Source organism: Bradyrhizobium sp. 6(2017) (assembly GCF_011058295.2).
In the GTDB taxonomy this organism is placed as follows: domain Bacteria; phylum Pseudomonadota; class Alphaproteobacteria; order Rhizobiales; family Xanthobacteraceae; genus Bradyrhizobium; species Bradyrhizobium septentrionale.
Window position 1 is genome coordinate 1732913 of sequence record NZ_CP049289.2, and the last position, 25170, is coordinate 1758082.

General features: G+C 65.6%; 25 protein-coding genes. 15 read left to right on the forward strand and 10 right to left on the reverse strand.

The window, feature by feature from the left end; all coding sequences use genetic code 11:
* Nucleotides 1-240: 240 nt before the first annotated feature.
* Nucleotides 241-702, reverse strand: a complete 462-nt coding sequence (locus tag G6P99_RS08150; RefSeq protein ID WP_029083469.1) for a GNAT family N-acetyltransferase — start codon at nt 700-702, stop codon at nt 241-243.
* Nucleotides 703-799: 97 nt separating this feature from the next.
* A complete protein-coding gene (locus G6P99_RS08155) occupies nt 800-1615 on the reverse strand; it encodes a PAS-domain containing protein (protein WP_029083468.1) in 816 nt (271 codons plus the stop codon).
* Between the two features lie 210 nt (nt 1616-1825).
* On the opposite strand from G6P99_RS08155, the gene G6P99_RS08160 reads away from it, so the two are divergent.
* Nucleotides 1826-2179: a DMT family protein gene (locus G6P99_RS08160; protein WP_029083467.1), complete on the forward strand. Its 354-nt coding sequence runs from the start codon at nt 1826-1828 to the stop codon at nt 2177-2179.
* On the opposite strand, the gene G6P99_RS08165 is transcribed toward G6P99_RS08160, so the two are convergent.
* The 3 genes from G6P99_RS08165 to G6P99_RS08175 form a co-directional block, all read right to left on the reverse strand.
* Nucleotides 2176-2331, reverse strand: coding sequence for a hypothetical protein (locus G6P99_RS08165; protein ID WP_165127744.1), 156 nt, complete (start codon nt 2329-2331; stop codon nt 2176-2178). The genes G6P99_RS08160 and G6P99_RS08165 overlap by 4 nt on opposite strands.
* 61 nt (nt 2332-2392) lie before the next feature.
* Nucleotides 2393-2569: a hypothetical protein gene (locus G6P99_RS08170; protein WP_165127746.1), complete on the reverse strand. Its 177-nt coding sequence runs from the start codon at nt 2567-2569 to the stop codon at nt 2393-2395.
* A gap of 180 nt (nt 2570-2749) precedes the next feature.
* A complete protein-coding gene (locus tag G6P99_RS08175) occupies nt 2750-3400 on the reverse strand; it encodes a glutathione S-transferase family protein (protein WP_029083466.1) in 651 nt (216 codons plus the stop codon).
* Nucleotides 3401-4002: 602 nt separating this feature from the next.
* Between G6P99_RS08175 and G6P99_RS08180 the strand changes: the two genes are divergently transcribed.
* The 3 genes from G6P99_RS08180 (at nt 4003) to G6P99_RS08190 (ending at nt 6720) form a co-directional block, all read left to right on the forward strand.
* Nucleotides 4003-5205 carry a pyridoxal phosphate-dependent aminotransferase gene (locus G6P99_RS08180; RefSeq protein ID WP_029083465.1) on the forward strand — a complete coding sequence of 401 codons (1203 nt, stop codon included), beginning with the start codon at nt 4003-4005 and terminating at the stop codon, nt 5203-5205.
* Between the two features lie 254 nt (nt 5206-5459).
* Nucleotides 5460-5981, forward strand: coding sequence for a DUF992 domain-containing protein (locus G6P99_RS08185; RefSeq protein WP_029083464.1), 522 nt, complete (start codon nt 5460-5462; stop codon nt 5979-5981).
* A gap of 259 nt (nt 5982-6240) precedes the next feature.
* On the forward strand, nt 6241-6720 hold the full coding sequence (locus tag G6P99_RS08190; protein WP_029083463.1) for a DUF992 domain-containing protein: 480 nt from the start codon (nt 6241-6243) through the stop codon (nt 6718-6720).
* A gap of 1 nt (nt 6721) precedes the next feature.
* Here G6P99_RS08190 and G6P99_RS08195 read toward each other — a convergent pair whose 3' ends face one another.
* Entirely contained in the window at nt 6722-7648 is a 927-nt protein-coding gene (locus G6P99_RS08195; protein WP_051346583.1) for an alpha/beta fold hydrolase, read from the reverse strand.
* A gap of 124 nt (nt 7649-7772) precedes the next feature.
* Here G6P99_RS08195 and G6P99_RS08200 point away from each other — a divergent pair, with 124 nt between their 5' ends.
* The 6 genes from G6P99_RS08200 (at nt 7773) to G6P99_RS08225 (ending at nt 14051) form a co-directional block, all read left to right on the forward strand.
* Nucleotides 7773-8678 (forward strand): LysR substrate-binding domain-containing protein, encoded by a 906-nt coding sequence (locus tag G6P99_RS08200; RefSeq protein WP_029083461.1) that lies wholly within the window; start codon nt 7773-7775, stop codon nt 8676-8678.
* A gap of 179 nt (nt 8679-8857) precedes the next feature.
* Nucleotides 8858-10906 carry an elongation factor G gene (locus G6P99_RS08205; protein WP_029083460.1) on the forward strand — a complete coding sequence of 683 codons (2049 nt, stop codon included), beginning with the start codon at nt 8858-8860 and terminating at the stop codon, nt 10904-10906.
* A 123-nt stretch (nt 10907-11029) separates the two neighbouring features.
* Nucleotides 11030-11671 (forward strand): YoaK family protein, encoded by a 642-nt coding sequence (locus tag G6P99_RS08210; RefSeq protein ID WP_165127748.1) that lies wholly within the window; start codon nt 11030-11032, stop codon nt 11669-11671.
* A gap of 31 nt (nt 11672-11702) precedes the next feature.
* Nucleotides 11703-12545: a shikimate dehydrogenase gene (locus G6P99_RS08215; RefSeq protein WP_035977696.1), complete on the forward strand. Its 843-nt coding sequence runs from the start codon at nt 11703-11705 to the stop codon at nt 12543-12545.
* Between the two features lie 126 nt (nt 12546-12671).
* Entirely contained in the window at nt 12672-13250 is a 579-nt protein-coding gene (locus tag G6P99_RS08220) for a hypothetical protein (protein ID WP_371261224.1), read from the forward strand.
* A gap of 192 nt (nt 13251-13442) precedes the next feature.
* A complete protein-coding gene (locus G6P99_RS08225) occupies nt 13443-14051 on the forward strand; it encodes a hypothetical protein (RefSeq protein ID WP_029083457.1) in 609 nt (202 codons plus the stop codon).
* A gap of 217 nt (nt 14052-14268) precedes the next feature.
* Here the strand turns inward: G6P99_RS08225 and G6P99_RS08230 are convergent, their stop codons facing one another.
* On the reverse strand, nt 14269-15405 hold the full coding sequence (locus tag G6P99_RS08230) for an alpha-hydroxy acid oxidase (RefSeq protein ID WP_165127750.1): 1137 nt from the start codon (nt 15403-15405) through the stop codon (nt 14269-14271).
* Nucleotides 15406-15569: 164 nt separating this feature from the next.
* On the opposite strand from G6P99_RS08230, the gene G6P99_RS08235 reads away from it, so the two are divergent.
* Nucleotides 15570-15755, forward strand: coding sequence for a hypothetical protein (locus G6P99_RS08235; protein WP_029081914.1), 186 nt, complete (start codon nt 15570-15572; stop codon nt 15753-15755).
* Between the two features lie 215 nt (nt 15756-15970).
* Nucleotides 15971-17317, forward strand: a complete 1347-nt coding sequence (gene glmM, locus G6P99_RS08240; protein ID WP_029081915.1) for a phosphoglucosamine mutase — start codon at nt 15971-15973, stop codon at nt 17315-17317.
* A 232-nt stretch (nt 17318-17549) separates the two neighbouring features.
* Here the strand turns inward: glmM and G6P99_RS08245 are convergent, their stop codons facing one another.
* Nucleotides 17550-17996, reverse strand: coding sequence for a nucleoside deaminase (locus G6P99_RS08245; RefSeq protein WP_245284718.1), 447 nt, complete (start codon nt 17994-17996; stop codon nt 17550-17552).
* A gap of 139 nt (nt 17997-18135) precedes the next feature.
* Between G6P99_RS08245 and G6P99_RS08250 the strand changes: the two genes are divergently transcribed.
* Both G6P99_RS08250 and rsmD read left to right on the forward strand, forming a co-directional pair.
* Nucleotides 18136-20319 (forward strand): pseudouridine synthase, encoded by a 2184-nt coding sequence (locus G6P99_RS08250; RefSeq protein WP_029081917.1) that lies wholly within the window; start codon nt 18136-18138, stop codon nt 20317-20319.
* Nucleotides 20320-20325: 6 nt separating this feature from the next.
* Nucleotides 20326-20889, forward strand: a complete 564-nt coding sequence (rsmD, locus tag G6P99_RS08255) for a 16S rRNA (guanine(966)-N(2))-methyltransferase RsmD (RefSeq protein ID WP_029081918.1) — start codon at nt 20326-20328, stop codon at nt 20887-20889.
* A 143-nt stretch (nt 20890-21032) separates the two neighbouring features.
* Here the strand turns inward: rsmD and mutL are convergent, their stop codons facing one another.
* Nucleotides 21033-22850, reverse strand: coding sequence for a DNA mismatch repair endonuclease MutL (gene mutL, locus G6P99_RS08260; protein WP_029081919.1), 1818 nt, complete (start codon nt 22848-22850; stop codon nt 21033-21035).
* A gap of 231 nt (nt 22851-23081) precedes the next feature.
* On the opposite strand from mutL, the gene G6P99_RS08265 reads away from it, so the two are divergent.
* Entirely contained in the window at nt 23082-23405 is a 324-nt protein-coding gene (locus tag G6P99_RS08265) for a ribbon-helix-helix domain-containing protein (protein WP_029081920.1), read from the forward strand.
* A 195-nt stretch (nt 23406-23600) separates the two neighbouring features.
* Here the strand turns inward: G6P99_RS08265 and G6P99_RS08270 are convergent, their stop codons facing one another.
* The gene (locus tag G6P99_RS08270) at nt 23601-25169 is read right to left on the reverse strand and encodes a GMC family oxidoreductase (protein ID WP_029081921.1); all 1569 of its coding nucleotides are present in this window, start codon (nt 25167-25169) and stop codon (nt 23601-23603) included.
* Between the last annotated feature and the right edge of the window lies 1 nt (nt 25170).

Below are 25170 nucleotides of genomic sequence, written 5' to 3' on the forward strand. Positions count from 1 at the left end.
GCATAGTGGCGTGCACGCCGGAGCGCGGCAAGGTGCCGACCTACCGCAGATCACGCATGGCACCTATCACGCAGGGCAATGTCGTAAAAAAAGCGGTCCCGGTCAGACGCGGCGACTGACGGGGACCGCTCGGGGCGCAGGATCTGAGACGGGGGGCCTGATCTTACGCGAGCGAAGCCTAGCCGGGCTTTGTAACGTGCCGGTGACATCCCGGTTAATCCACAGGTTGCGCAGCCGTGCTCAGAGAATCTTGCGGTAGATCACGAAGCCAGGTCTGTCGGCGACCTTGTCATAAAGCTGCATCGCGGTGTGGTTGGTCTCATGCGTCTGCCAGTAGACGCGCGGCGAACCCACAAGCTTCGCCTGCGTGTAGACGCCGTTGATCAAGGCGCGGCCGACGCCCTTGCCGCGCGCGGCCTCGCTGGTGAAGAGATCCTGCAAATAGCAGGTCGGCGCGATCGCCGTGGTCGAGCGGTGAAACAGATAGTGCGTCAGCCCGAGCAGTTTTCCGCCGGCGTCGCCGACCAGCGCGTGCACCGGCTCATAGGCGTCGAAGAAGCGCTCCCAGGTCATCGCGGTGATCTCGGGCGCGAGCGCCGTCGGTCCGGACCGCTCGTAGAAGGCGTTGTAGCCGTCCCACAGCGGAAGCCACTGGACGTAATCGTCGCGCGTGACGAAGCGGATGGTGACGTCGTCGGACATGGATATCCCTGGATGGCTGCGTTGCGCGATGCCTGCGCATCGCTTCGACGTTCTATCGTTGCCGCCGTGTGGGATCAATTGCCAGCGCGATCGCGCCTCACTCGGCGGCGCGCAGCAGCCGCGCCAGATGGCGTTCACGCCCGGCGCGCTGCGCCCGGTATTCGTCGGCCTTGGCGGGATCGTCGGTGTGCCGCACCAGGTCCGTCACCGGCGTGTAGCTCAGCATGCGACCGCCGTCGGGCAACGCCGTGCAGCTGAAGCGCAGCACCTCGCCGTCGGCGAGATTGAGGTTGATCGGCGTGGAATCGCCTGCGCGCATCATCTCGATGCGCTTGGCGACGAATGCACTCAGTTCGTCCTCCGGCAATTCATAGGCGCCGGTGTCGCGGCCGTGATACATCAGCGCGACGAAGGGCGGCTTGCTCTCGGCCTGCGCATCCGACAGCGCGAAATAATCGCGGAAGGCGCGGTTGATGAACTCGGCGCGGGTGTCGGCGTCGAGCAGCACGATGCCGATGTCGACCTGGTCGAGCGCGGCGGCGAGCCGGGCCGCTGTGGCGTGATGCTGCTGCTCTGCGGCAAAGGCATCGATCCATTTCTGCCGCAGCATCCCGGTGATCAAGGCGGTGCCGGCCGTGGTCGCGACCAGCATCAGCATCCGTGCTACGTCGGCTGTGTCATAGCCGGGCAGCGCACGATGATCGAGGAAGAACAGCGCCGAGGCGACGACCGCGATCGCGGCGGAGATCAGCCCGGGGGTGATGCCGCTGACGGAGCTCGCCAGTGCCACGATGCAGACGAACAGCGGCGCGGGATTGGGGACGGCGACGATCAGGCGATCGATCAGGAAAGCGGCGAGCGCCGTGATCGCCGTCAAGGCCGGTCCTGAAATTGCACGCCAGTCGAACCGCATGCTCGTTCTCATGTCTCTCAAACGAACGATAAAGCCGTAGTTTGACGACAGAGCCGCAATGGTGCCGGGATTTTGCCCCCGACCGTTAAGGTGGCCTTGTCCCATCCGAACCAGCTTTCGCTGCTTTCAAATCAAATGATATGCAGATCGGCATGGAACCCGGTTTCGTGCCCGCGGGTTACCGCCTGCTTTGCTTTGACGAGGACATCGATGCCCGCCATTTCGCCTTCGCTGCTGCCGATCCTGATGCTGTTCGCCTCGAACGTCTTCATGACCTTCGCCTGGTACGGCCATCTCAAGTTCAAGGATCACTCGCTCCCGATCGTCATCATGGTGAGCTGGGGCATCGCCTTCTTCGAATACTGGCTTGCGGTGCCGGCCAATCGCTGGGGCAGCGCGGTCTACTCGGCGGCGCAGCTCAAGACCATGCAGGAGGTGATCACGCTGGTCGTGTTCGCCGGCTTCTCAGTGCTGTATTTGAAGGAGCCGCTGGGCTGGAATCACGCGCTCGGCTTTGCCTTCATCGCCGCCGGCGCGTTCCTGATCTTCCACAAATGGGGTTAGTTGTGCGGGGCCGGCTTGGCGGCAGGCGCCGTGAGCTGCGCAGGGTGCGCGCGGTCCTCGCCCTGGGTGCCGGTCACGATCAACAGCGAAGCGGCCAGCAGGATCGCCGCCGACAGCGTCACGGTCACCAGTCCGACGGGGGTCTTCAACATGTCGCGCCGCTGTCTCTCCCGCGCCTTGCCGCGGATCAAGGTGCCAAGTGGAATTGCTTGATTACGCCGGGAACGCCGTTGCCATGCTGATGTTGCTCGACAGCACCGTGACGGCGACGACCAGGCACAGCGTCAGCGCGCCAAGCGCGAGCGACGCCGCGATCGCGTGGGTCAGCCGGGACGATGCCACTGGGGCAGGGCGGCCATGGAAGCCCGCCGTGCCGGACCACCGTGTCATGGTGTAAATCCCTCAGGCCGCGAGCGAATCACTCGCGACATCCGAGCAAATCTGCCCGTTGTCACCGGCAAGATTGCGGCGGCGACGCCCCCTGAAAACGGCAGAAATGCGGCAACGACGAGCGTTTTGCCCGCTATTTGGGCAGTTTCCCCGCTATTCCCGATATTCGAACCCCTTTGTTCAGACGCCTGCCGCGAGGCGGGCCTCGGGCTCGGCATCGGTCCCGGGCCGCCAATCCATCGAGACAAATCCGGGGGTCTGCTCGACCCGTTTCAGCCAGGCGCGGACCGACGGAAAGGTCGCGAGGTCGAAGTCGCAGCGGTCGGCGACATGGGTGTAGCCGTAGAGCGCGATGTCGGCGACGGTGAACTGGTCGGCGGCGAAATAGGCGTGCCCCTTGAGGTGATTTTCCATCACCTGCAACGCGGCGTAGCCGCGCTCCATCCAGTCCTCCAGCGCGTGCGTCTGCAGGTCGCGCCCGCCCTTGACCAGCGACAGCCAGAAATAGGCGGCGCCGATGTTCGGCTCCAGCGCGTGCTGCTCGAAGAACATCCACTGCAGCGCCTCGGCGCGCTCGATCCGCGACTCCGGCGCCAGCGGCGTGCCGATCGCAACGTACCAGAGGATGGCATTGGACTCGGCGAGATGGCGGCCGTCGACTTCCAGCAGCGGCACCTGGCCGCTCGGATTCTTGGCCAGGAATTCCGGGGTGCGGCTCTCGCCGCGCAGGATGTCGATCTCGATCGCCTCGTACGGCGTGTTCAACACGGCGAGCGCCAGCCGGACCTTGTAGCTGTTGCCGGAGCGCTGCATCGAATAGAGCTTGTACATTGCGTCGGTGTTCACTCGGTGCGTCGGGTTCACTTGGTCTGAGACGGTACGCTTGAAAAATTGCGCGGCCTGTCACACCGCAACGCGCTTAAACAATGATGCCGACAGCGGTGCGTCGCAAGCCCTGCACAGTGGAAAAAGTCGAAACGTCTACCGCACTGCACGCGTTCAGAACGATTCCATCAACACGGCGCAACAACTCGGATCACGGCTGCGCGACGCTGTGCACGGTGCCGGTCGATGCGGTGGCCGACGCGCGGCAATTCACAAATCTTAACGCGCGACAGGCCGGCCGGACCGCGTGCCATCGGCACCGCGAGGTGCGCACCGCTCGGCACATTGTCCTCGGAGCAATCCGCGCTGGCGCAGACCGCCGGAAGCCTTGCCGGCAACGCTGCAGCGGCCGTCGCCGGGCTTGCCGGATATGAGCCATTTGGCTCCGGAACTTGCGGAATGTTGCGCGCGTTGCGGGCCATGCGCGAAAGTTTTCGTGCTTTGCCGCCAAGCTTCTTGCGATGCAGCGGAGACAGGCCTAGGGTGCCGCGATCCCATTCAAATCAAGTCGTGGCCGAACGGCTCACGACGTTTGCCAGGAGATGATTATGGCCTTCCTGTCCGCTGCGCTCGACCGTGTGAAGCCGTCCGCGACGATCGCGGTCACGGACAAAGCACGCGCGCTGAAAGCCGCGGGCCGCAACGTCATCGGCCTCGGTGCCGGCGAGCCGGACTTCGACACGCCCGCCAACATCAAGCTGGCTGCGATCCACGCCATCGAGGCCGGCAAGACCAAGTACACCGATGTCGGCGGCATTCCGGAGCTCAAGGAAGCCATCATCAACAAGTTCTCGCGCGAGAACGGCCTGAGCTACAAGCCGAACCAGATCATCGTCGGCACCGGCGGCAAGCAGGTGCTCTACAATGCGCTGATGGCGACCATCAATCCGGGCGACGAGGTGATCATCCCGGCGCCGTACTGGGTCAGCTATCCCGAGATGGTGGCGCTCGCCGGCGGCGAGTCGGTGCCGGTGATCTGTCCGGCGTCGAGCGGCTTCAAGCTGCGCCCGCAGGATCTCGAGAAGGCGATCACGCCGAAGACCAAGTGGGTGATCCTGTGCTCGCCGTCGAACCCGACCGGTTCGGCCTATACCAGGAGCGAGCTCAAGGCGATCACCGACGTGTTGGTCAGGCATCCGCATGTCTGGGTGATGACCGACGACATGTACGAGCACCTCGTCTATGACGACTTCGTCTTCACCACGGCGGCGCAGGTCGAGCCGAGCCTCTACGATCGCACGCTGACCGTGAACGGCGTGTCGAAGGCCTACTGCATGACCGGCTGGCGCATCGGCTACGCCGGCGGCCCGGCGCAACTGATCAAGGCGATGGCGACGATCCAGTCGCAGTCGACCTCGAACCCGTCGTCGATCGCGCAATGGGCTTCGGTCGAGGCGCTCAACGGACCGCAGGACTTCATCGCCGCGAACAACAAGGTGTTCAAGGAGCGCCGCGACCTCGTGGTGTCGATGCTCAACCAGGCCAGCGGCATCGAGTGCCCGCGGCCGGAAGGCGCGTTCTACGTCTATCCGTCCTGCGCCGGCACGATCGGCAAGACAGCGCCGTCGGGCAAGGTGATCGACAACGACGAGACCTTCGTCACCGAGTTGCTCGAGAGCGAGGGTGTCGCCGTGGTGCAGGGTTCGGCGTTCGGTCTCGGACCGGCGTTCCGCATCTCCTACGCCACCAAGACCTCCGATCTCGATGATGCCTGCAAGCGCATCCAGCGCTTCTGCGGCAATCTGCGCTAGTCGTTCCGAACTCAAGAAACTCAGGAAACGCTCCTGCACCAAGTGTGGGAGCGTTTCTATTTGTGTACGCAGATCGCGCGCCGGTAAATTCGACGAGTCAAATCACATCACGCTCATCTCACGCGCGTGTGCGCGAACAACGATGCCACACGCGCGAAGTTTTTAGGGCGTCTTTGCGGACTGCCTTGTTTTGGACACGAGCCTTCCCTTCTGTCCGCCGCGCTAATTCAGTTCATCTTGCGGAGACAGACCAAATGCGACTTTCGACTCTCACCCTTGCAGCGCTTGCGTTGCTGGCGCCGTTCGCCACCGCCAACGCGGCGCCCGAGGTTCAGGCCGGGGTCCTGCAATGCCAGGGCGGCGAGAATGTCGGCTTCGTCGTCGGCTCCGTCGCCCGCCTCGAATGCGTATTCCAGAGCGCCAACGCCCGCCGGCCGGAGCCGTATGTTGCGACCGTGAAGCGGATCGGCCTTGACCTCGGCGTCACCGCGACGACGCAGCTCGCTTGGGCCGTCAGCGCGCCGACCACGCAGCTCCCGCGCGGTGCGCTCGCCGGCAGCTACGGCGGCGTCGGCGTCAACGCTTCGGTCGGCCTCGGCGCCGGCGGTAACTTCCTGTTCGGCGGCCCGAACAACGCATACGCGCTGCAGCCGATCAGCGTGCAGGGCCAGACCGGCCTCAACGTCGCGGCGGGCATCGCCGGCATCGATCTCGAGCCGGTCAGCCTCGCTGGTCCGCGCCGTCATCATTACCACCGTCATCACCACCACCACTAAGCCGGTCGGTGTTTGATCAAAGGGGCCCGCGAAAGCGGGCCTCTTTTTTTGCGTCTGTGGTTTGTTGTGTTTTGCGCGGCAGGTTCTGGACGGCAGCGGGATCATAGCAACATCGCCACATCCCGTAACAATCGGTGGCCGGACACCGCAAATTCTGGCTGTGCATCCGATGTTATGGCATAGGAAGCGACAGGCGCCGCAGACACGGCGCCGTTCTGTTCTCTGCTCGCGTCACGCCTTTCAGCCGGAGACCTCCAACATGCGTCGCTTCATCCTCCTCGCCGGTGCTGCCCTCGCCACGCTGGCGATCGCTGGCGCCAACGCCCAACAGCCGATTCAGCGCGTGCAGGTCGGTGTCCTGGAATGCCGCGGCGGCGCGAGCGTCGGATTCATCGTCGGTTCGGTGACCAATCTCGGCTGCGTGCTGCGCGTCGATGGCGCACCTGAGGACCGTTACATCGCGACCATTCGCAAGGTCGGCATCGATCTCGGCATCACCCAGGAGTCGGCGCTGGCCTGGGGCGTCTACGCGCCGGTGGCCCAGCTTGGACCTGGCGCGCTGTCCGGCAACTACGCCGGCGCGCAGGGCAGCGCGACGCTCGGCGTTGGCGTCGGCGGTAACGTGCTGGTCGGCGGTTCCGACAACACCATCGCCTTGCAGCCGCTCAGCGTGCAGGGTCAGGTCGGCGTCAACATCGCCGCCGGGCTCGAGAGCCTGGAGCTGCGTCCGGGGCGCTAACTCAAGCTGCACCGTTTTGTATTCCGCCGAAGAAGCTGCGGGCTTCCTCGGCAACCACCTCGGGCGCCTCGGCGTGGACATAGTGCCCGGCCTCGACGAACCTGATCGAAGGTTCGGTCCAGTATTGATCCAGCCGGTCCGACCATTCCGGCGCGATCAGCGGATCGCGGCGGCCCCAGAGAAAGCGCGACGGGATTTCGATGCGCGGCTGCGCCGGCAGCCTGCCTTCCAGCCAGCGCCGGCGATTGGGTGCCGACGAGAGATACCAGTCGAAGCCGCCCTGGATGTTGCCGGGCTTCATGAAGTTATCGACATAGGCTTCCAGCAGGTCGCCGAACACGGCGGAATTGTCGCCCGACCAGTGATCGAGGAAGTGGCGGAAATAGAGTCGGCATGACTCGCGCGAGCTTCCGACCAGTTGCGCCGCCCATGGCAGCTGCTGGAAGTATTGATACCAGACTTCGATCAGGTGACTGGGCTGGCCGTAGCGGTTGCCGAGGCCCGGATAGGGCGTGCACAGATAGAGCGTACCCGTCAGCCGCTGCGGCTGACGATGCGACATCGCCTGCATGACATAGGCGCCTAGATCGCCGCCGATCACGCCGAAGCTGTCATGACCGAGCGCATCCATCACCGCGAACATATCCAGCGCGTGGCGCTCTGCGGTGGCGGACGCATCCGGGCCAGCCGCCGGCTTGCCGGTGTCGCCGCAGCCGCGCAGGTCCGGCGCGATCAATTCGAAACTGTCGCCGAGACGCAGCATCACCGGACGCCACACCAGCCAGAATTCCGGCCAGCCGTGCAGCAGGAGCAGCGGCGGGCCTTTGCCGAAGCGCGCGACGTTGACGCTGATATCGCCGATATCGATCTTCTCCTGCGTGAAGCCTGCCGCGGCCGCTTCCGCGAAAGCCTTTTCCAGCGCCGTCATTAAGACCTCCTGTGGTTCGCCGCAGGCTGTCCGCGTTCGCTTCTCCGGTCCAATATTCGTTCGATACGGTAGCAGAGCTATTGCGTATGACCGTAGGCGCCGGCCGCCGTGCTATACCGCCGGCATGGAATTGCGACACCTCAGATATTTCGTGGCGCTCGGCGAGGAATTGAATTTCACGCGCGCAGCCGAGCGGCTGCACATCGCGCAACCGCCGCTGAGCCAGCAGATTCGCCAGCTCGAGGACGAACTCGGCGTGACGCTGCTGCAGCGGAATAGCCGTCCTGTCAGGCTCACCGAGGCCGGCGAGCTGTTTCTTGCGCGCGCACGTGCGCTGCTCGCCAGTTTCGAGGACGCGGTTGCCGATACCAGGCGCGTCGGCCGCGGTCAGGCTGGAAAGCTCGCGATCGGATTCGTCGGCTCCGCAATGTTTGCCGGCCTTCCCGATATCGTCAGCAGCTATCGCGACGCGTTTCCCGACGTCGAGCTCGTGCTTGACGAGATGCTGGCGGCGGAGATCGCCGAGGCGCTGCGGCGGCGCCGGATCGACGTCGGCTTCGTGCGCCCGGCGCTGCTCGCCGAAGCGGGGCTTGCCCAGCGCCTCATCCTCGATGAGCCCTATGTCGCAGCGCTGCCGCGCGCGCATCCGCTCGCGGCGCGAAGTGACATTGCGCTCGCCGAATTGTCCAACGATGCCTTCGTGCTCTACCCGGTGCGGCCGGAGCCGTCGGTCACCGGTCTGATCGTGGCCGCCTGCCAGGATGCGGGATTCACGCCGCGTCTGGCGCAGGAGGTGCTTCATCTGCAGACCGCGATCGGTCTGATCGCAGCCGGTGTCGGCGTGTCGCTCGTTCCGGAGGCCGCGGCACGCGCGCAGACCGGTCGCGGTGTGGCTTACGTTCCGCTTGCCGCACCGTCGGTGATGGCGCCGCTCACGATCGCATGGCGTGATGAAGACGTCTCGCCTGCCGTGCAGCGCCTGCTCGACATCGCGACGCGCTGGCGCGAGACAGCGGCGGCACCGGCCTAAGGAACTGGCGCACCTGATACGTTCGTCCGGACAATAGTGGTCATTCCCGCCGTTGTGGCCATGGTTAAACGCCGCCGCACCGCAGCGACGTTTTCCCGCTTGCCAAACGCGAAACGCAGGCAGAGCATGAATGGTCGCCGACCCAATCATGGGCCGAGCTCCAAAACGAGGAGGCGGCAATGGGACAAGACGTCAGAAGTCCCCGAGGTCCACGGTGCATCGCACTGGTGGGCCCTTTCCAAAGCGGTAAAACCACACTTCTGGAAGCAATCCTGGCGCGCACAGGCGCCATCAAGTCTGCCGGCAGCGTCGACGCCGGAACTTCCGTCGGCGATGCCAGCCCCGAGGCGCGTCAGCACAAGATGGGCGTAGGCCTGACCGCCGCCACCACCACCTTCATGGGCGACAGCTACACCTTCATCGATTGTCCCGGCTCGATCGAATTCGCGCACGACATGCGTGCCGCGCTGCCGGCGGTCGATGCCGCGGTCGTGGTCTGCGAAGCCGATGAGAAGAAGCTGCCACAGCTGCAGATCATCCTGCGCGAGCTCGAAGAGCTCGGCATTCCCCGTTTCCTGTTCCTGAACAAGATCGACCGCGCCAACAAGCGGGTCCGCGAGACGCTTGCGACGCTGCAGCCGGCCTCGCGCGTGCCGCTGGTGCTGCGCCAGATCCCGATCTGGAACGGCGATCTGATCGAAGGTTTTGTCGATCTCGCGCTGGAGCGCGCCTTCGTCTATCGCGAGCACAAGCCGTCGGAGGTGGTCGCGCTGGAAGGCGGCAATCTCGACCGCGAGAAGGAAGCGCGCTTCTCGATGCTGGAGAAGCTCGCCGATCATGACGACGCGCTGATGGAGCAGTTGCTGGAGGATATCCAGCCGCCGCGCGACGCGGTGTTCGACGATCTCGCCCGCGAATTGCGCGAAGGGCTGATCTGCCCGGTGCTGCTTGGTGCGGCGAGCCGCGAAAACGGCGTGCTCCGCCTGATGAAGGCGCTGCGCCATGAGGCGCCCGGCGTCACCGAGACTGCCAATAGGCTCGGCGTCAAGGATCAGAAGGACGCGCTGGCCTATGTGTTCAAGACCGTGCATCTGCAGCACGGCGGCAAGCTGTCGCTGGCGCGCGTGCTGGCGGGCCGGCTCGACGACGGCGCGACGCTGCAATCCTCGTCCGGCGAGACCGGGCGTATCTCCGGCATCCTCGCGGTCTCGGGCACGCATGACAGCAAGCGGCCGCAGGCCGAGGCCGGCGAGACCGTCGCGCTCGGCAAGCTCGACGCGATCAAGACCGGCGATACGGTCTCGAGCGGCAAGACGGCCCCGGCCTCGCTGGTCAAGGTCGAGCCGGTCGCGGCGGTGCTGTCGATCTCGATCGCCGCGACCGACCGCAAGGACGACGTCAAGCTCGGCCAGGCACTGCTGCGGCTCAACGAGGAGGATCCCTCGCTGACGATGATCCAGAACCCGCGGACCCACGACACCGTGCTGTGGGGGCAGGGCGAGATGCATCTGCGCGTGGCACAGGAGCGGCTCAAGGACCGCTACGGCGTCAACGTCAAATCGCATCCGCCGGCGATCGGCTATCACGAGACCATCCGCAAAGCCATTACCCAGCGCGGCCGGCACAAGAAGCAGTCCGGCGGCCACGGCCAGTTCGGCGACGTGGTGCTCGACATCAAGCCGAAGCCGCGCGGCACAGGCTTCGAATTCCACGAGAAGGTGGTCGGCGGCGCGGTGCCGCGCAACTATATCGGCGCGGTGGAAGAGGGCGTCGTCGACGCGCTGGCGCGTGGACCGCTCGGCTTCCCCGTGATCGACCTCGACGTCACGCTGACCGACGGCTCCTATCACAGCGTCGACTCCTCCGATCTGGCGTTCCGCACCGCGGCGCGGGTCGGCGTCAGCGAAGGGTTGCCGCAGTGCCAGCCGGTGCTGCTGGAGCCGATCCATCTGGTCGAGATATTCTGTCCGAACGAGGCGACTGCCAAGGTCAACGCGATCCTGTCGGCGCGCCGCGGCCAGATTCTCGGCTTCGACACCCGCGAAGGCTGGAGCGGCTGGGATTGCGTCCGAGCCACCATGCCGGAATCCGAGATCGGCGACCTCATCGTCGAGCTGCGATCGGCCACCGCCGGCGCCGGCACCTTCACCCGCCAGTTCGACCGCATGGCCGAAGTGACGGGCCGCGCCGCCGACCAGATCATCGCCGCGCATCGCGACGCGGCGTGATCCAATTGTCATTCCGGAGCGCTCGCGCCAGCGAGCGAATCCGGAATCTCGAGATTCCGGGTATGGTCCTTCGGACCATCCCGGAATGACCGATGAGATTTTCTCCCAGCAGTTTCCGACATCATGCTTGAATCCCGCCGTAACCTGGCGCTGGCCTGCGCGCTCAGCGCGCTGGCCGGCTATGTCGACGGCATCGGCTATCTGCATCTGGGCGGGCTGTTCGTCTCCTTCATGAGCGGCAACTCGACGCGGCTTGGCGTGACGCTGGCCGAGGGGCATTGGCAGCATGCGCTGGAGGCGCTGGAGCTGATCGTGCTGTTCGTCGCGGGTGCTGCGGCCGGCAGCCTGGTCGTGCTCAGCCGCATCGGCTATCGCCAGCCCCTGATCCTGCTCGGCGAGGCCTTGTTGTTGACGGCGGCCGCCTTGGCCTATGCCTATGGCCTGCCGAACGCCGCGGTCGCCGCTATAGTGCTGGCGATGGGGCTCGAGAATGCCGTATTCCAGCTCGAAGGCGGCGCCGGGCTCGGCCTCACCTATGTCACCGGCGCGCTGGTCAAGGCCGGCCAGCTGATCGCCGCCGCGCTGACCGGCGGAGCCGGTTGGGCCTGGCTGCCGAACCTCCTGCTGTGGGCGGCGCTGGTCGCAGGCGCGCTTCTTGGCGCACTTGCTTACCACTGGATCAACCTCGCCGCGATCTGGTTTGCCGCCGGCACCGCGCTCGGGCTCAGCATGCTGGTTGCCGTAACCGCGAAACGGACGGATTGACAGCGCGGCTGCCTTGGCCGATGTCACGGCCATGACATCATCCAGCAAAACCCGCGCCGCGTGCCTGATCGGCTGGCCGGCCGCGCATTCCCGGTCGCCGCTGATCCATCGCTACTGGCTGCGCACGCTGGGCATCGAGGGCGGCTATGTGATCGAGGCGGTGCCGCCGGATGATTTCAAGGATTTCCTGTTCCGCCTGTCGCTGCGCGGCTTCGTCGGCGCTAACGTCACCATTCCGCACAAGGAGCGCGCGCTGGCTCTGTCGACGCCGGACGAGCGCGCCCGCGCCGTTGGTGCCGCCAATACGCTGTGGTTTGCCGACGGCGAGCTGCGTTCGACCAACACCGATGTCGAAGGCTTCATCAACAATCTCGACGCCTGCGCGCCCGGCTGGGACAAGACCGAGGATGCGCTGGTGTTAGGGGCCGGCGGCGCGGCGCGCGCGGTGGTGTTCGGCCTGATCGAGCGCGGCATCAAACGCGTGCATCTGGTCAACCGCACCATCGACCGTGCCCGCGCGCTGGCCGATCAGTTCGGTGCATGTGTTCATCCCGCGACGTGGGACACGGTCGGCGATCTGCTGCCGCGCGCGGGGCTGCTCGTCAACACGACGTCGCTCGGCATGCACGGCCAGCCCGCGCTCGAGATCGATGTCGGCCTGTTGCCGCAAGGCGCTGTTGTGACCGATCTTGTCTATGTGCCGCTGGTGACGCCATTGCTTGCGGCGGCGCAGGCGCGCGGCCTGAAGACCGCCGATGGCCTCGGCATGCTGCTGCACCAGGCGGTGCGCGGTTTTGAATTGTGGTTCGGGCAGCGTCCGCAAGTGACGCCGGAACTGCGTGCGCTCGTTGAAGCCGATCTCACAAAGACTTGAGGCCTGGAATAGCGGGATGCAGCGGGGGTCAGTGTTACATCAACCTTGGCCCCTTTGGCCCCTCCCGGAGATCCCCCAATGTCTGCCAGCCGTTCCTCGCTCATTCGCCCATTCATTGCATTTGCGATGGTGACGGCATCCACGCTCTACGCACTCGCGCAGCAGCCGCCGACGCCGACGCGGGTGCGTGGAACCGTCGAGAGCGTCGACGGCGATACGCTCGCGGTGAAGTCGCGCAGCGGCGAAGACGTCAAGCTGCACATGGCGAGCAATATGCTGGTGCTCGGCCTCACCAGGATCGCGCTGTCCGACATCAAGGTCGGTTCCTTCATCGGCACCACCACGGTGCCCGGGCCCGACGGTGTGCCGAAGGCGGTCGAGGTGCATGTCTTCCCGGAGCACATGCGCGGCACCGGCGAGGGCTCGCGGCCCTACGACCTGAAGCCGAACAGCAGCATGACCAACGCGACCGTCGCGCAATCCGTGGTCAGCAATGACGGTCATACCCTGATGGTCAAGTACAAGGACGGCGAGAAGACGGTGCAGGTCGCGCCGGATACGCCTGTCGTGACCTATGTTCCCGGCGACAAGGCGGATCTGAAGGCCGGCGCCAAGATCATCGCCTTCATGAAGAAACTGCCCGACGGCTCGCTCGAAACCGACCGCGTCAGCGTCGGCCGCGACGGCCTGACGCCGCCAATGTGACGCGGTTTCATCATCTCTTCTTTGTGAAGAGCCTGGCTTCGATGAACGGTTGGTACACAGTAACAGACCCTTCGTCTGGCTCGTAGTTTACCGAGCGAGCCACCTCTCCTGCGAACAGGACGGTGGCTCGCTCGGAATACCATCATTTCCCCGGTGTTCCTGACTCCGCCAGCCAAACCCATGAGGGACATCATGCCGAAATCGACGCTATTCGCCGCATTGCTTCTCGTTGCCTTTGCCTCGGCCGCATCGGCGCAGCAGCCGCCGACGGTGCGCATTCGCGGCACCATCGAGGCCGTCGACGGCGCCATGCTGTCGATCAAGTCGCGCGACGGCGCCGACATGAAGGTGCGGACGACCGACAACGTCGCGGTGTTCGGCGTCGCCAAGACCGATTTGTCGCAGATCAAGCCCGGTTCCTATATCGGCGTCACCGCGATGCCCGAGCCGGACGGAACGCAGAAGGCGATCGCGGTTCACATCTTCCCGGAAAACCAGCGTGGCGCCGCCGAAGGCTTTCGTCCCTGGGACCTGCGCGCCAACTCGACCATGACCAACGCCACCGTCGCCGAAACGGTGGAGGGCACCGACGGCCAGAACATCACGGTGAAATACAAGGACGGCGAGAAGAAGGTCGTGGTGCCGCCGGGCACCCCGGTGGTCACTTTCGTCGCCGGCGACAAGGCGGAGCTGAAGCCGGGCGCCAAGATCATCATCTTCGGTGCGGTCCAGAAGGAGGACGGCACGCTGGAAGCCAACCGCGTCAATGTCGGCCGCGACGGAATCGCACCGCCGATGTGACGCGAAGCGTCATCCCGGGGCGATGCGCAGCATCGAACCCGGGATCTCGAGCGACGAACTCCGTTGTCGTCCCGGGAGCCGGGACCCATAACCACCGATGGTTTTTGTTGAGATAAGCTGTGGCCACAGCCGTGTTCTAATCTCGCGCGGCTGTGGTTATGGGTCCCGGGTCGCGCTTCGCTTGCCCGGGACGACGAAGAGTGTGAAGCTGCGCGCGCTACACCGCCAGCACGTGATCGTCGATCTCGGCGATGGTGTTGACGCCGCACAGCCCCATCGTGGTGGTGAGCTCCTTGCCCAGGATATCGAGCGCCTTGGCGACGCCTTCCTGGCCGCCGGCACCGAGGCCGTAGGTATAGGCGCGGCCGATCATGCAGGACTTGGCGCCGAGCGCGAGCGCGCGCATCACGTCCATGCCGGTGCGGATGCCGCCGTCGAACATGATTTCGAGCTTCGAGCCGACTTCGTCGACGATCTCCGGCAGCACTTCGATCGAGGACGGCGCGCCGTCGAGCTGGCGGCCGCCATGGTTGGACACCACGATCGCCTGTGCGCCGGTCTTGGCGGCGAGCTCGGCGTCCTCGACATCGAGGATGCCTTTGAGGATCAGCTTGCCCGGCCAGATGCTGCGGATCCAGTCGATGTCCTTCCAGTTCAGGGTGGTATCGAACTGCGACGCCGTCCACTCCGACAGCTTGATGAGGTCGTCGGCGCCTTTGACGTGACCGGCGATGTTGCCGAAGGTGCGGCGCTTGCCGCGCAGCACGCCGGCGACCCATGACGGCTTGCTCGCGAAGTCCAAGAGCTTCGACAGCGACCATTCCGGCGGCACCGTCATGCCGTTCTTGATGTCCTGGTGGCGCTGGCCGATCACCTGCAGGTCGACGGTCAAGACCAGCGCCGAGCATTTCGCCGCGATCGCGCGCTCGATCAGCGACTTGATGAAGCCGCGGTCCTTCATGACGTAGAGCTGGAACCAGAACGGCTTGTCGACGGCGGCCGCGATGTCCTCGATCGAGCAGATCGACATCGTGCTCTGGGTGAAGGGAATGCCGGCCGCCTGCGCCGCGCGGCAGGCGTAGATCTCGCCGTCGCCGTGCTGCATGCCGAGCAGGCCGACCGGCGCCAGGATCAGCGGCATCGCGGCCGGCTCGCCGAGGATCGTGGTCGCCAGGCTACGCTTGGAGACATCGACCAGGATGCGCTGGCGGAACTTGATCTGCTGCAGGTCCTCGGAATTGGCGCGCAGCGTGTCCTCGGTGTATGAGCCGCGGTCCGCATAATCGAAAAACGCCTTCGGCACCCGGCGCTTGTGCAGCTGGCGCAGATCTTCGATGCAGGTAATGTGCTTCATGGACGTTCCCGGCCCTTCTTCTATGTCGCAAGTCGTATGCAGCGAAGTCTTAATCCAGCGAAGTCTTGCGGGTGTTCGCGCTTGCCGTCATCTAGCATGGTTGGATGGCCTGCCAAATCCAAGACGAATGCCAGGATGAATGCCAAGACGGATGGGAGAGCACGATGACGCAATCAGGCTCCAAGGCGAACTCCAAGCCGAAAGCAGACGACAACGCCGAGAAGCGCCGGCTCGACGAGGCCCTGGAAGAGGGGCTGGAGGAGACGTTTCCCGGTTCCGACCCCGTCAATGTCACCCAGCCGGCCCCCAGCAAGGGCGACCAGCACGTCAAGCGAGGCGGCAAGGGTTAGGGCCGGCCCGCGTTTACGGGATTGCGGTTAAGGAGAGAATGTTATATTTTTCAGTGTCTTAAGCTCGAACCATGGGGTTCGATGGCGGTAATGATTCATCATATTTTTTGAAGTCATCTTAGCGCCTGACAGTCTATAAGGCCGATGCACGCTAGACTGGTGGGCGTTCGGGACTCTCTCGCCGGGTGGTTCGAGAGGTCCGTGTTGGGGGTACTATGAGCCGCAAATATTTCGGGACCGATGGAATTCGGGGCCGTGCCAATGGGCTGATCACGCCGGAGCTCGCGCTCAAGGTGGGGCAGGCCGCAGGATTGGTGTTTCAGCGTGGCGACCATCGCCATCGCGTCGTGATCGGCAAGGACACGCGGCTGTCCGGCTACATGATCGAATACGCCATGGTCGCGGGCTTCACCTCGGTCGGCATGGACGTGCTGCTGGTCGGCCCGATGCCGACGCCGGCGATCGCGATGCTCACCAAGTCGATGCGCGCCGATCTCGGCGTCATGATCTCGGCGTCGCACAATCTCTTCGAGGACAACGGCATCAAGCTGTTCGGCCCGCAGGGTTTCAAGCTCTCCGACGATGTCGAGAAGCAGATCGAGCAGCTGCTCGACGAATCGCTCGACCGCCGCCTGGCGCAGAGCGCGAGCCTCGGCCGCGCTCGCCGCATCGACGGCGTCCATGACCGCTACATCGAATTCGCCAAGCGCACGCTGCCGCGCGACCTCTCGCTCGACGGCCTGCGCGTCGTGGTCGACTGCGCCAATGGCGCCGCCTACAAGGTGGTGCCGGAAGCGCTGTGGGAGCTCGGCGCCGACGTGGTGCCGATGGGCGTCGAGCCCGACGGCTTCAACATCAACAAGGAATGCGGCTCCACCTCGCCGGAAGCGCTGTCGCGGAAGGTGCGCGAGATGCGCGCCGACATCGGCATCGCGCTCGACGGTGACGCCGATCGCGTCATCCTGGTCGACGAGCGCGGCCACATCGTCGACGGCGACCAGCTGCTCGCGGTGATCGCGCAGAGCTGGAAGGAAGAGGGGCGCCTCTCCAAGCCCGGCATCGTCACCACCGTGATGTCCAATCTCGGGCTGGAGCGCTTCCTGCAGGGCCTCGGGCTTTCGATGGTCCGCACCCCGGTCGGCGACCGCTACGTGCTCGAGCAGATGCTGAGCGGCGGCTACAATCTCGGCGGCGAGCCGTCGGGCCATATCATCATGTCGGATTATTCGACGACCGGCGACGGCTTCGTCGCCGCGCTGCAGGTGCTGGCCGTGGTGCAGAAGCTGCGTCGCCCGGTGTCGGAGATCTGCCGGCGTTTTGACCCGTTGCCGCAGATCCTGAAGAACGTGCGCTATCGCAGCGGCAAGCCGCTCGACGACGCCGAGGTCAAGTCCGCGATCACCGACGGCGAGAAGCGTCTCAACGGCCATGGCCGCCTGCTGATCCGTCCCTCCGGCACCGAGCCGGTGATCCGCGTCATGGGCGAGGGCGACGATCGCATCCTGGTGGAAGAGGTCGTCGACAACATCGTCAGCGCACTCGGCCACGCCGCGGCGGCTTAGGGCCTGCTGATTCAAATCCCGAGCCTGCTCCCCCGTCATCCCCGCGCAAAGGCGAAGCCTTTGCGCGGGGATGACGGGATCGATATTTTGTATGCGGAGAATTGCGTAGCCCGGATGCAGCGAAGCGAAATCCGGGATCGTCTTCGCGGAGGAACTTCCCCCGGATTGTGCGGAGCCTGTCATCGGGCGCGCGTTCGCGCGACCCGTTGGCTCCATCCGGGCTACGGGTTCGTCAGCGCCGCTCCTTGAAGAACTCGCGCAGGAGGCGCGCGGCCTCACGCTCGCCGACGGCGCCATAGACCTCAGGCACATGGTGGCAGGTCGGCTGCGCGAAGAAGCGTACGCCTGACTCGATCGCGCCGCCCTTGGGGTCGGCGGCGCCGTAATAGAGCCGGCGGATGCGGGCGAAGGAGATCGCGCCGGCACACATGGTGCAGGGCTCGAGCGTCACGTAGAGGTCGCAATCGACCAGCCGCTCGGTGCCGATGGCTTCTGCCGCCTGCCGGATCGCCAGGATCTCGGCATGGGCGGTGGGGTCGCGGTCGGTCAGGGTGCGGTTACCGGCGGTGGCGATCACCTCATAACCCCTGACAATCACGCATCCGATCGGAACTTCGCCCGACTTTCCGGCGTTTTCGGCCGTTTTCAGCGCCAAATCCATGAAAGAAGGGGCTGTCATGCCTCGTATCATTGCCAGAAACCTGCTAGTAGCTTCGCCTTCAGCAAAAGTGGATGCCGGTTTTGCGTCAAATGCGCTGCCAACAGGCGCGTACGGCCCGTCCCCTTGCACCCCAATTGAACGTCCAGCGAGAATATTCATGCCCCGCGACAGCGACAAAAACAACGATTCCCGCGGCCGGCGTGATCGGCCCGGCGGTGGCAAGGGCCGCGCCGGCGGCGGCAAGGGCCGCTCCGGCGCCGCCCGCGGACCGGACAAGAAATTCGCCAAACGCGGCTTTGGCGACAAGAAGTTTGCCGGCAAGGGCGATGGCGAGAAGCGGCCCTATCGCGGCGACCGCGAGGACCGTCCGCCGCGCCGCGAGTTCGGCGACAAGCCGAGGTTCAACCGCGACGATCGTCCCCGTGGCGATCGGCCCCCGCGTGACGGCGACGGCGAGAAGCGTAGCTTCAAGCCGCGCGGCGACCGGCCGTTCCGTGATCGCTCCGCGCGTGACGGTGATGGCGAGAAGCGCACCTTCAAGCCGCGCGACGACCGCGGCGGCGAAAAGCGCCCTTACACGCCGCGTGGCGATCGCCCGAACTTCAATCGCGACGACCGCGCGCCGCGTCGCGATCGCGATGACGCCCGCCCGGCGGGGCGGTTTTCCGATCGGAAGTTCGGTGACAAGAAGCCTTACGCTTCGCGCGAGCGTGACGGCGACAAGCGGCCCTATACGCCGCGTGGCGAGCGATCGTTCGGCGACCGTCCATCGCGCGACGGCGACCGGCCCGCGCGGAAATTCGGCGACGACAGCAGGTTCAAGCGCGGTGCGGCGGATCGCGGGGGCGATCGTGATCGTGGTGACCGCGGCCCGCGCAAGGACTTTGGCGACCGGCCGCCGCGCGGCGAATCCAAGCCGTGGCAGAAGCGCGAGGGCGGCTCCGATCGTCCGGAGCGAGGTTCGCGTCCGTTCCGCGACGGCCCGCGCAATTTCGACAAGCCGCGTTACGACACGCCGCGCGACGATCGTAAGCCGCGCGATGATCGCGGCGGCGGCGAGCGGCCCAGGTTCTCGCGCTCCCGCGACGATCGCGAGCAGGGCGATCGCCAAGAGCGGCCGAAGTTCAGCCGGCCGCGCTGGGGTCGCGACGACGATACAGGCGGCGACCGCCGGCGCGAGCGTCCCGAAGGCCGCACCGACTGGCAGGAGCATCCGCGCAGCGAAGGCCGTTTCGGCGATCGCCCGCGCCGCGACAATGAAAACGACGGCGAGATTTTTGCGAAGCGTCCGGCCTTCGGCGGCCGCGGCGCCTATCGCGAACGCTCCTACGACGATCGCAGGGAACGTCCCGAGCCGAAGCCGAAGAAATCCGGCGAGCGCATCGCCAAGGTGCTGGCACGCGCCGGTCTCGCCTCGCGCCGCGATGCCGAGGAGATCGTCACCCAGGGGCGCGTCACGGTCAACGGGCGCGTGATCAACTCGCCGGCGCTCGATATCACCGACAACGATGTCGTGGCGGTTGACGGCAAGCCGTTGCCGCCGCGCGAGCGGACGCGGCTGTTCATGTATCACAAGCCGCGCGGGCTGATGACGACGCATGCCGATCCCGAGGGACGGCCGACCGTGTTCGACAATCTGCCAGAGGGCCTGCCGCGGCTGATCTCGATCGGCCGGCTCGATTTCAACACCGAGGGCCTGTTGCTGCTGACCAATGACGGCGGGCTGGCGCGGACGCTGGAGCATCCCGACACCGGATGGCTGCGGCGTTACCGCGTGCGCGCGCATGGCGAGGTGACGCAGGGCCAGCTCGACCAGCTCAAGGACGGCGTCGAGGTCGACGGCGTCAAATACGGGCCGATCGATGCGACGCTGGAGCGCGACCAGAGCTCCAACGTCTGGGTGGTGTTCGCGATCCGCGAGGGCAAGAACCGCGAGGTGCGCAACGTGATGGCGCATCTTGGGCTTGAGGTGAACCGGCTGATTCGGATCTCCTACGGCCCGTTCCAGCTCGGCGAGCTCGAGGAGGGCAAGGTCGAGGAGGTCAAGACGCGGGTACTGCGCGAACAGCTGGGCGAGAAGATCGCCAAGGTCGCAGGTGCGGACTTCGCGCGGCCGGAGCAGCGCGACGCCGGCGACGGTGATGACACGCGCAAGCCGTCCAAGCCGGTGGCGAAGCGGGCCGTGATCAATGACCGCAAGGGCCGCCGCGTGCTGGTGCAGCGCACCGGCAGCGAGGAAGCCCGCGCGCGCAACGAGGACGAGGCCAGCGGCTACGGCCCGCCGCGCCGTCCCAAGCGCGGCTATCACGGCAAGCGCGATCTCACGCCGAAGGACGAGTAACGGTCGATGCGCGTCGTCGGGGGCAGGCTGAAGGGCCGCAATCTCGCGTCGCCGTCGGGCCGTGAGATCCGCCCGACCGCGGACCGCCTGCGCGAGTCCGTGTTCAACATCCTGATACACGCCTACGACAATCCGATCGCGGACGCGCGCGTGCTCGATCTGTTTGCCGGCACCGGCGCGCTCGGCATCGAGGCGGTGTCGCGCGGCGCGAAGTTCACGCTGTTCGTCGACAATGGCGCCGAGGCGCGGGCGCTGCTGCGCAACAATGTCGAGTCGCTCGGGCTTGGCGGCACGACCAAGGTCTATCGCCGCGATGCCACCGATCTCGGGCCGGCGCATCCGGTCGAGCCGTTCTCGCTGGTGTTTCTCGATCCGCCCTACGGCAAGGGGCTCGCGGACAAGGCGCTCGCCTCGCTGCGCGACGGCGGCTGGCTGACACGGGGCGCGCTGCTCGTGGTGGAGGAGGCGCGGGCTGCTGCGTTCGCGGCGCCCGCGGGGTTCGAGGAGCTCGAGCGGCGCGCGTATGACGACACCGAGTTCGTGTTTTTGCGAGCTGTAACCGCACCCTGATCTGTCGTCCCTGCGAAAGCAGGGACCCATAACCACGAATGTGCATTGTGGAAGCGCGCTGTGGCCCCAGCTTCTCTCAAGCGAGACATTGGTGGTTGGGTCCCGGGTCGCGCTTCGCTTGCCCGGGACGACGGGGATAGAGACTACCGCCGCCCGAACAGCTTCTCGATATCGCTCAGCTTCAACTCGACATAGGTCGGCCGGCCATGGTTGCACTGGCCGGAATTCGGCGTGTCTTCCATCTCGCGCAAGAGCGCGTTCATCTCTTCCGGTTTGAGGCGGCGGCCGGCGCGGACCGAGCCGTGGCAGGCCATGGTGGCGGCGACATGCATCAGCCGGCGCTCCAGCGGCAGCGCTTCGTCCCACTCCGCCATGTGCTCGGCGAGGTCGCGCAACAGGCCCGCCGCATTGGCCTTGCCGAGCAGCGAGGGTGTCTCGCGCACCGCGACCGCGCCGGGACCGAAGGACTCGATCGCAAGCCCGAACGACGCCAGCTCCTCGGCGCGGTCGAGCAGCTTCTCGACGGTCGCCTCATCAAGCTCGACGATCTCGGGGATCAAGAGGATCTGCCGTTGCACGCCGTTCTTCGCCAGCGAGGCCTTCAGTCTCTCATAGACGATGCGTTCATGCGCCGCATGCTGGTCCACCACGATCAGGCCATCGCGGGTCTGCGAGACGATATAGGTCTCATGGATCTGGGTGCGCGCGGCGCCCAGCGGACGGTCGAGCAGATCGGGCGCGGGAGCCGCCTCGAAGCGCACATCGGCGGTCGGCGTGCCGACATCGAAGGCGGCCTGTCCGGGCTCGGCGAACGCCGGCGCTGCCGCCCCCTCGAACGCGCGCATCGGATTGACCGGATATGACGGCGATTCGCGCCAGTCCCAATTGCCTGGGCGCGGCGGCGTGAAGGCAGGACGGAACGCCTGCAACGTCGCGCCGTCGGCGGTGTTGGCCGCGGTGCGTCTGCCCTCGCGCGCGAGGCCATCCTTCAAAGCATGCACGATCAGCGCGCGCACCAGGCCGGCATTGCGGAAGCGCACCTCGGTCTTGGCCGGATGCACATTGGCGTCGACCTCTTGCGGGTCGCAGGTCACGAACAGCGCCACGACGGGATGGCGGTCGCGCGGCAGGTAGTCGGAATAGGCTGCGCGCACCGCGCCGAGGATCAGCTTGTCGCGCACCGGGCGGCCGTTCACGAACAGATACTGCCCGAGCGCATTGGCGCGGGTCAGCGATGGCGCGGCGGCGAAACCTTCGACCACGACGCTCTCGCGTTCGGAGCGGACTTCGATGGCGCTGGCGCGGAAATCCGCGCCGAGGATATCGCCGAGCCGCGTCAGCCGGCCGGCCGCCCCGGGCAGCGCCGCGGCCCAGGTCACCGGCGCGCGTTCTTCGCCGGCCAGCGTGAAGGCAATGTCGGGGCGCGCCATGGCCAGCCGCCGCACCACCTCACGGATCGCCTCCGCCTCGGTGCGATCGGTCTTGAGGAACTTCAGCCGCGCCGGCGTGGCGTAGAACAGCTCGTTGACCTCGACGCGGGTGCCCTGGCCGAGCGCAGCCGGCATGACCTCTGATTTCTCGCCGCCTTCGACCAACAGCGACCAAGCGTGCGGCTCGCTGGCATGACGCGTGGTGATGCCGAGTTTTGCAACCGCGCCGATCGACGGCAGCGCCTCGCCGCGGAACCCGAGCGTGCGGATGCGCAAGAGGTCTTCGTCGTCGAGCTTGGAGGTGGCGTGGCGGTCGACCGCCAGCGCAAGGTCGGCGCTGGTCATGCCGCTGCCGTCATCGGTGATGCCGATCCGGCGCCGCCCGCCGCCGTCGGTGAAAACATCGATCCGGCTCGCGCCGGCGTCGATCGCGTTCTCGACCAGTTCCTTGACCACGCTCGCGGGGCGTTCGACCACTTCGCCGGCGGCGATGCGGTTGACGAGCTGTTCTGGGAGGTGGCGGACGGGCATGGATTGGATGTCGGATGAGCGATTCGAGCCTCGTCGCCACTATAAATGGCTGCGCCGGCAAATGCATGGGAGCGCTGCGCCTGCCCGATCCAGATGGGGATGATTCCGGCCTATCGCCTTGAAGACGCTCATCTTCAGCGGCCGGCGCGTTACCTCCTACGTCGCGATTGTGGGGCCGCGCGCGCCGGTATATCGTTTAGAAAAATTATAAGTTCTTGCCGGAGGAACGCCATGTGCCATCTTTTCGCGCACCAGCCGCAACGCGACTATGAATCGCACACCCGATCGTTGCGGATCGACGGCCATTGCACCTCGATCCGGCTGGAAATGTCGTTCTGGGACACGCTGGAGGAAATTGCGGCCAAGGAAGGCATGACGCTGGCCAAGTTCCTCACCACCTTGCACAACGAGGTGCTCGACCATCACGGCGAGGTGAACAATTTTGCGTCGCTGCTGCGCTGCTCCTGCCTGATCTACCGCGCCAAGGCGAATGCGCCGGTGGTCGTCCCCGACTATCGCGGCACGGCGGCGGCGATCCTGGACGCCGCGGAATAGCGTTCGCGCCAACCCCATCACGCAAAAAAAACAAAAGCGGCCTTGTCCTGTCGGGCAAGGCCGTTTCAGTGAGAGGGGAATTGGATTTTCTTGCTGGAGGTTCGGTTCTGATTGAATCAGAACCGAACTTCTAGCTTCTTGTTTTGACGCGTTTTCTTCACGCGAACCGGTGCCCACTTCGCTCGAGAACGCTCTCTAGATCTCCTTGCGCTGCATCGCGCCGGCGATGTGGTCGGCCTGCCGGATCGCCAGCGACACGATCGTCAGCGTCGGGTTGCACGCCGCGCCCGAGGTGAACTGGCTGCCGTCGGAGACGAACAGGTTCTTGATGTCGTGGGTCTGGCCGAACTTGTTGACCACGCCGTCGCGCGGTTTCTCGCTCATCCGGTTGGTGCCCATGTTGTGGGTCGAGGGATAGGGCGGCGTCGGATAGGTCACGGTGGCGCCGACCGCCTCATAGACCGCGGAGCCCTGCTTGTAGGCGTGATCGCGCATCGCGACGTCGTTCGGATGATCGTCGAAATGCACGCTGGCGACCGGCAGTCCGAACTTGTCCTTGATCTTCGGATCAAGCGTGATGCGGTTGGTCTCCTGCGGCATGTCCTCGCCGACCAGCCACATGCCGGCCATCCTCGGATAGCCCTCGATCGCGCTGGTGAAGCTACGGCCCCAGGCGCCGGGATTGAGGAACGCCGCCATGAAGGGCAGGCCGAGCGACAGCGTCTCCATCTCGTAGCCGCCGACGAAGCCGCGCTTCGGATCGTTCTTGGCCTCGTCGCGGATGATGCCGGCCATCGTGGTGCCGCGATACATGTGCACCGACTTCTCGAAGCTCGCATACACGCTGCCGGTCATGTGCCGCATGTAGTTGCGGCCGACCTGGCCGGATGAGTTGGCGAGCCCGTCAGGGAACATGCTGGAGGCGCTGTTGAGCAGCAGCCGCGGGCTCTCGATCGAGTTGCCGGCGACCGCGACCACGCGCGCCTTCTGGCGCTGTATCGCGCCTGTTGCGTCGGCATAAACCACGCCGGTCACCTTGCCGGACTGGTCGTGCTCGATCTTGATCACCATGCTGCTGGGGCGCACCTCGAGATTGCCGGTGGCTTCGCCCTTCGGAATCTCGGTGTAGAGCGTCGACCATTTGGCGCCCGACTTGCAGCCCTGGAAGCAGAAGCCGATCTGCTGGCAGGAGCCGCGGCCGTCGCGCGGTTCGCTGTTGATCGCCATCCGCCCGGTGTGCACTTCCTTGTAGCCGAGCTTTTTGGCGCCGGCCTCCATCACCTTGAAATTATTGTTGCCGGGAAGTCCAGGGATGCCGTTGGTGCGGGTGACGCCCATCTTGTCCTCGGCCTTGGCGTACCATGGCTCCATCTCGGCGAGCGTGATCGGCCAGTCGATCAAATTGGCGCCGGGGATGTTGCCGTAGGCGGACTTGATCTTGAACTCATGCTCGTCGAAGCGCAGCGATGCGCCGGCCCAGTGCGTGGTCGAGCCGCCGACCGCCTTCACGATCCAGGCCGGCAGGCCCGCAAAGTCCTTGGCGACGCGCCAGCTTCCCGACGTGGAGCGCGCGTCGGCCCAGGCGAGCTGGGTGAAGCTGTCCCATTCGTCGTTGATGAAGTCCTGGTTCTCGATGCGCGGACCGGCTTCCAGGATCACGACCTTGACGCCCTTTTGCGCCAGTTCATTGCCGAGCGTTCCGCCGCCGGCGCCGGAGCCGACGATCACAACAACGCCGCTGTCATTCAAATCGAATTTTGCCATT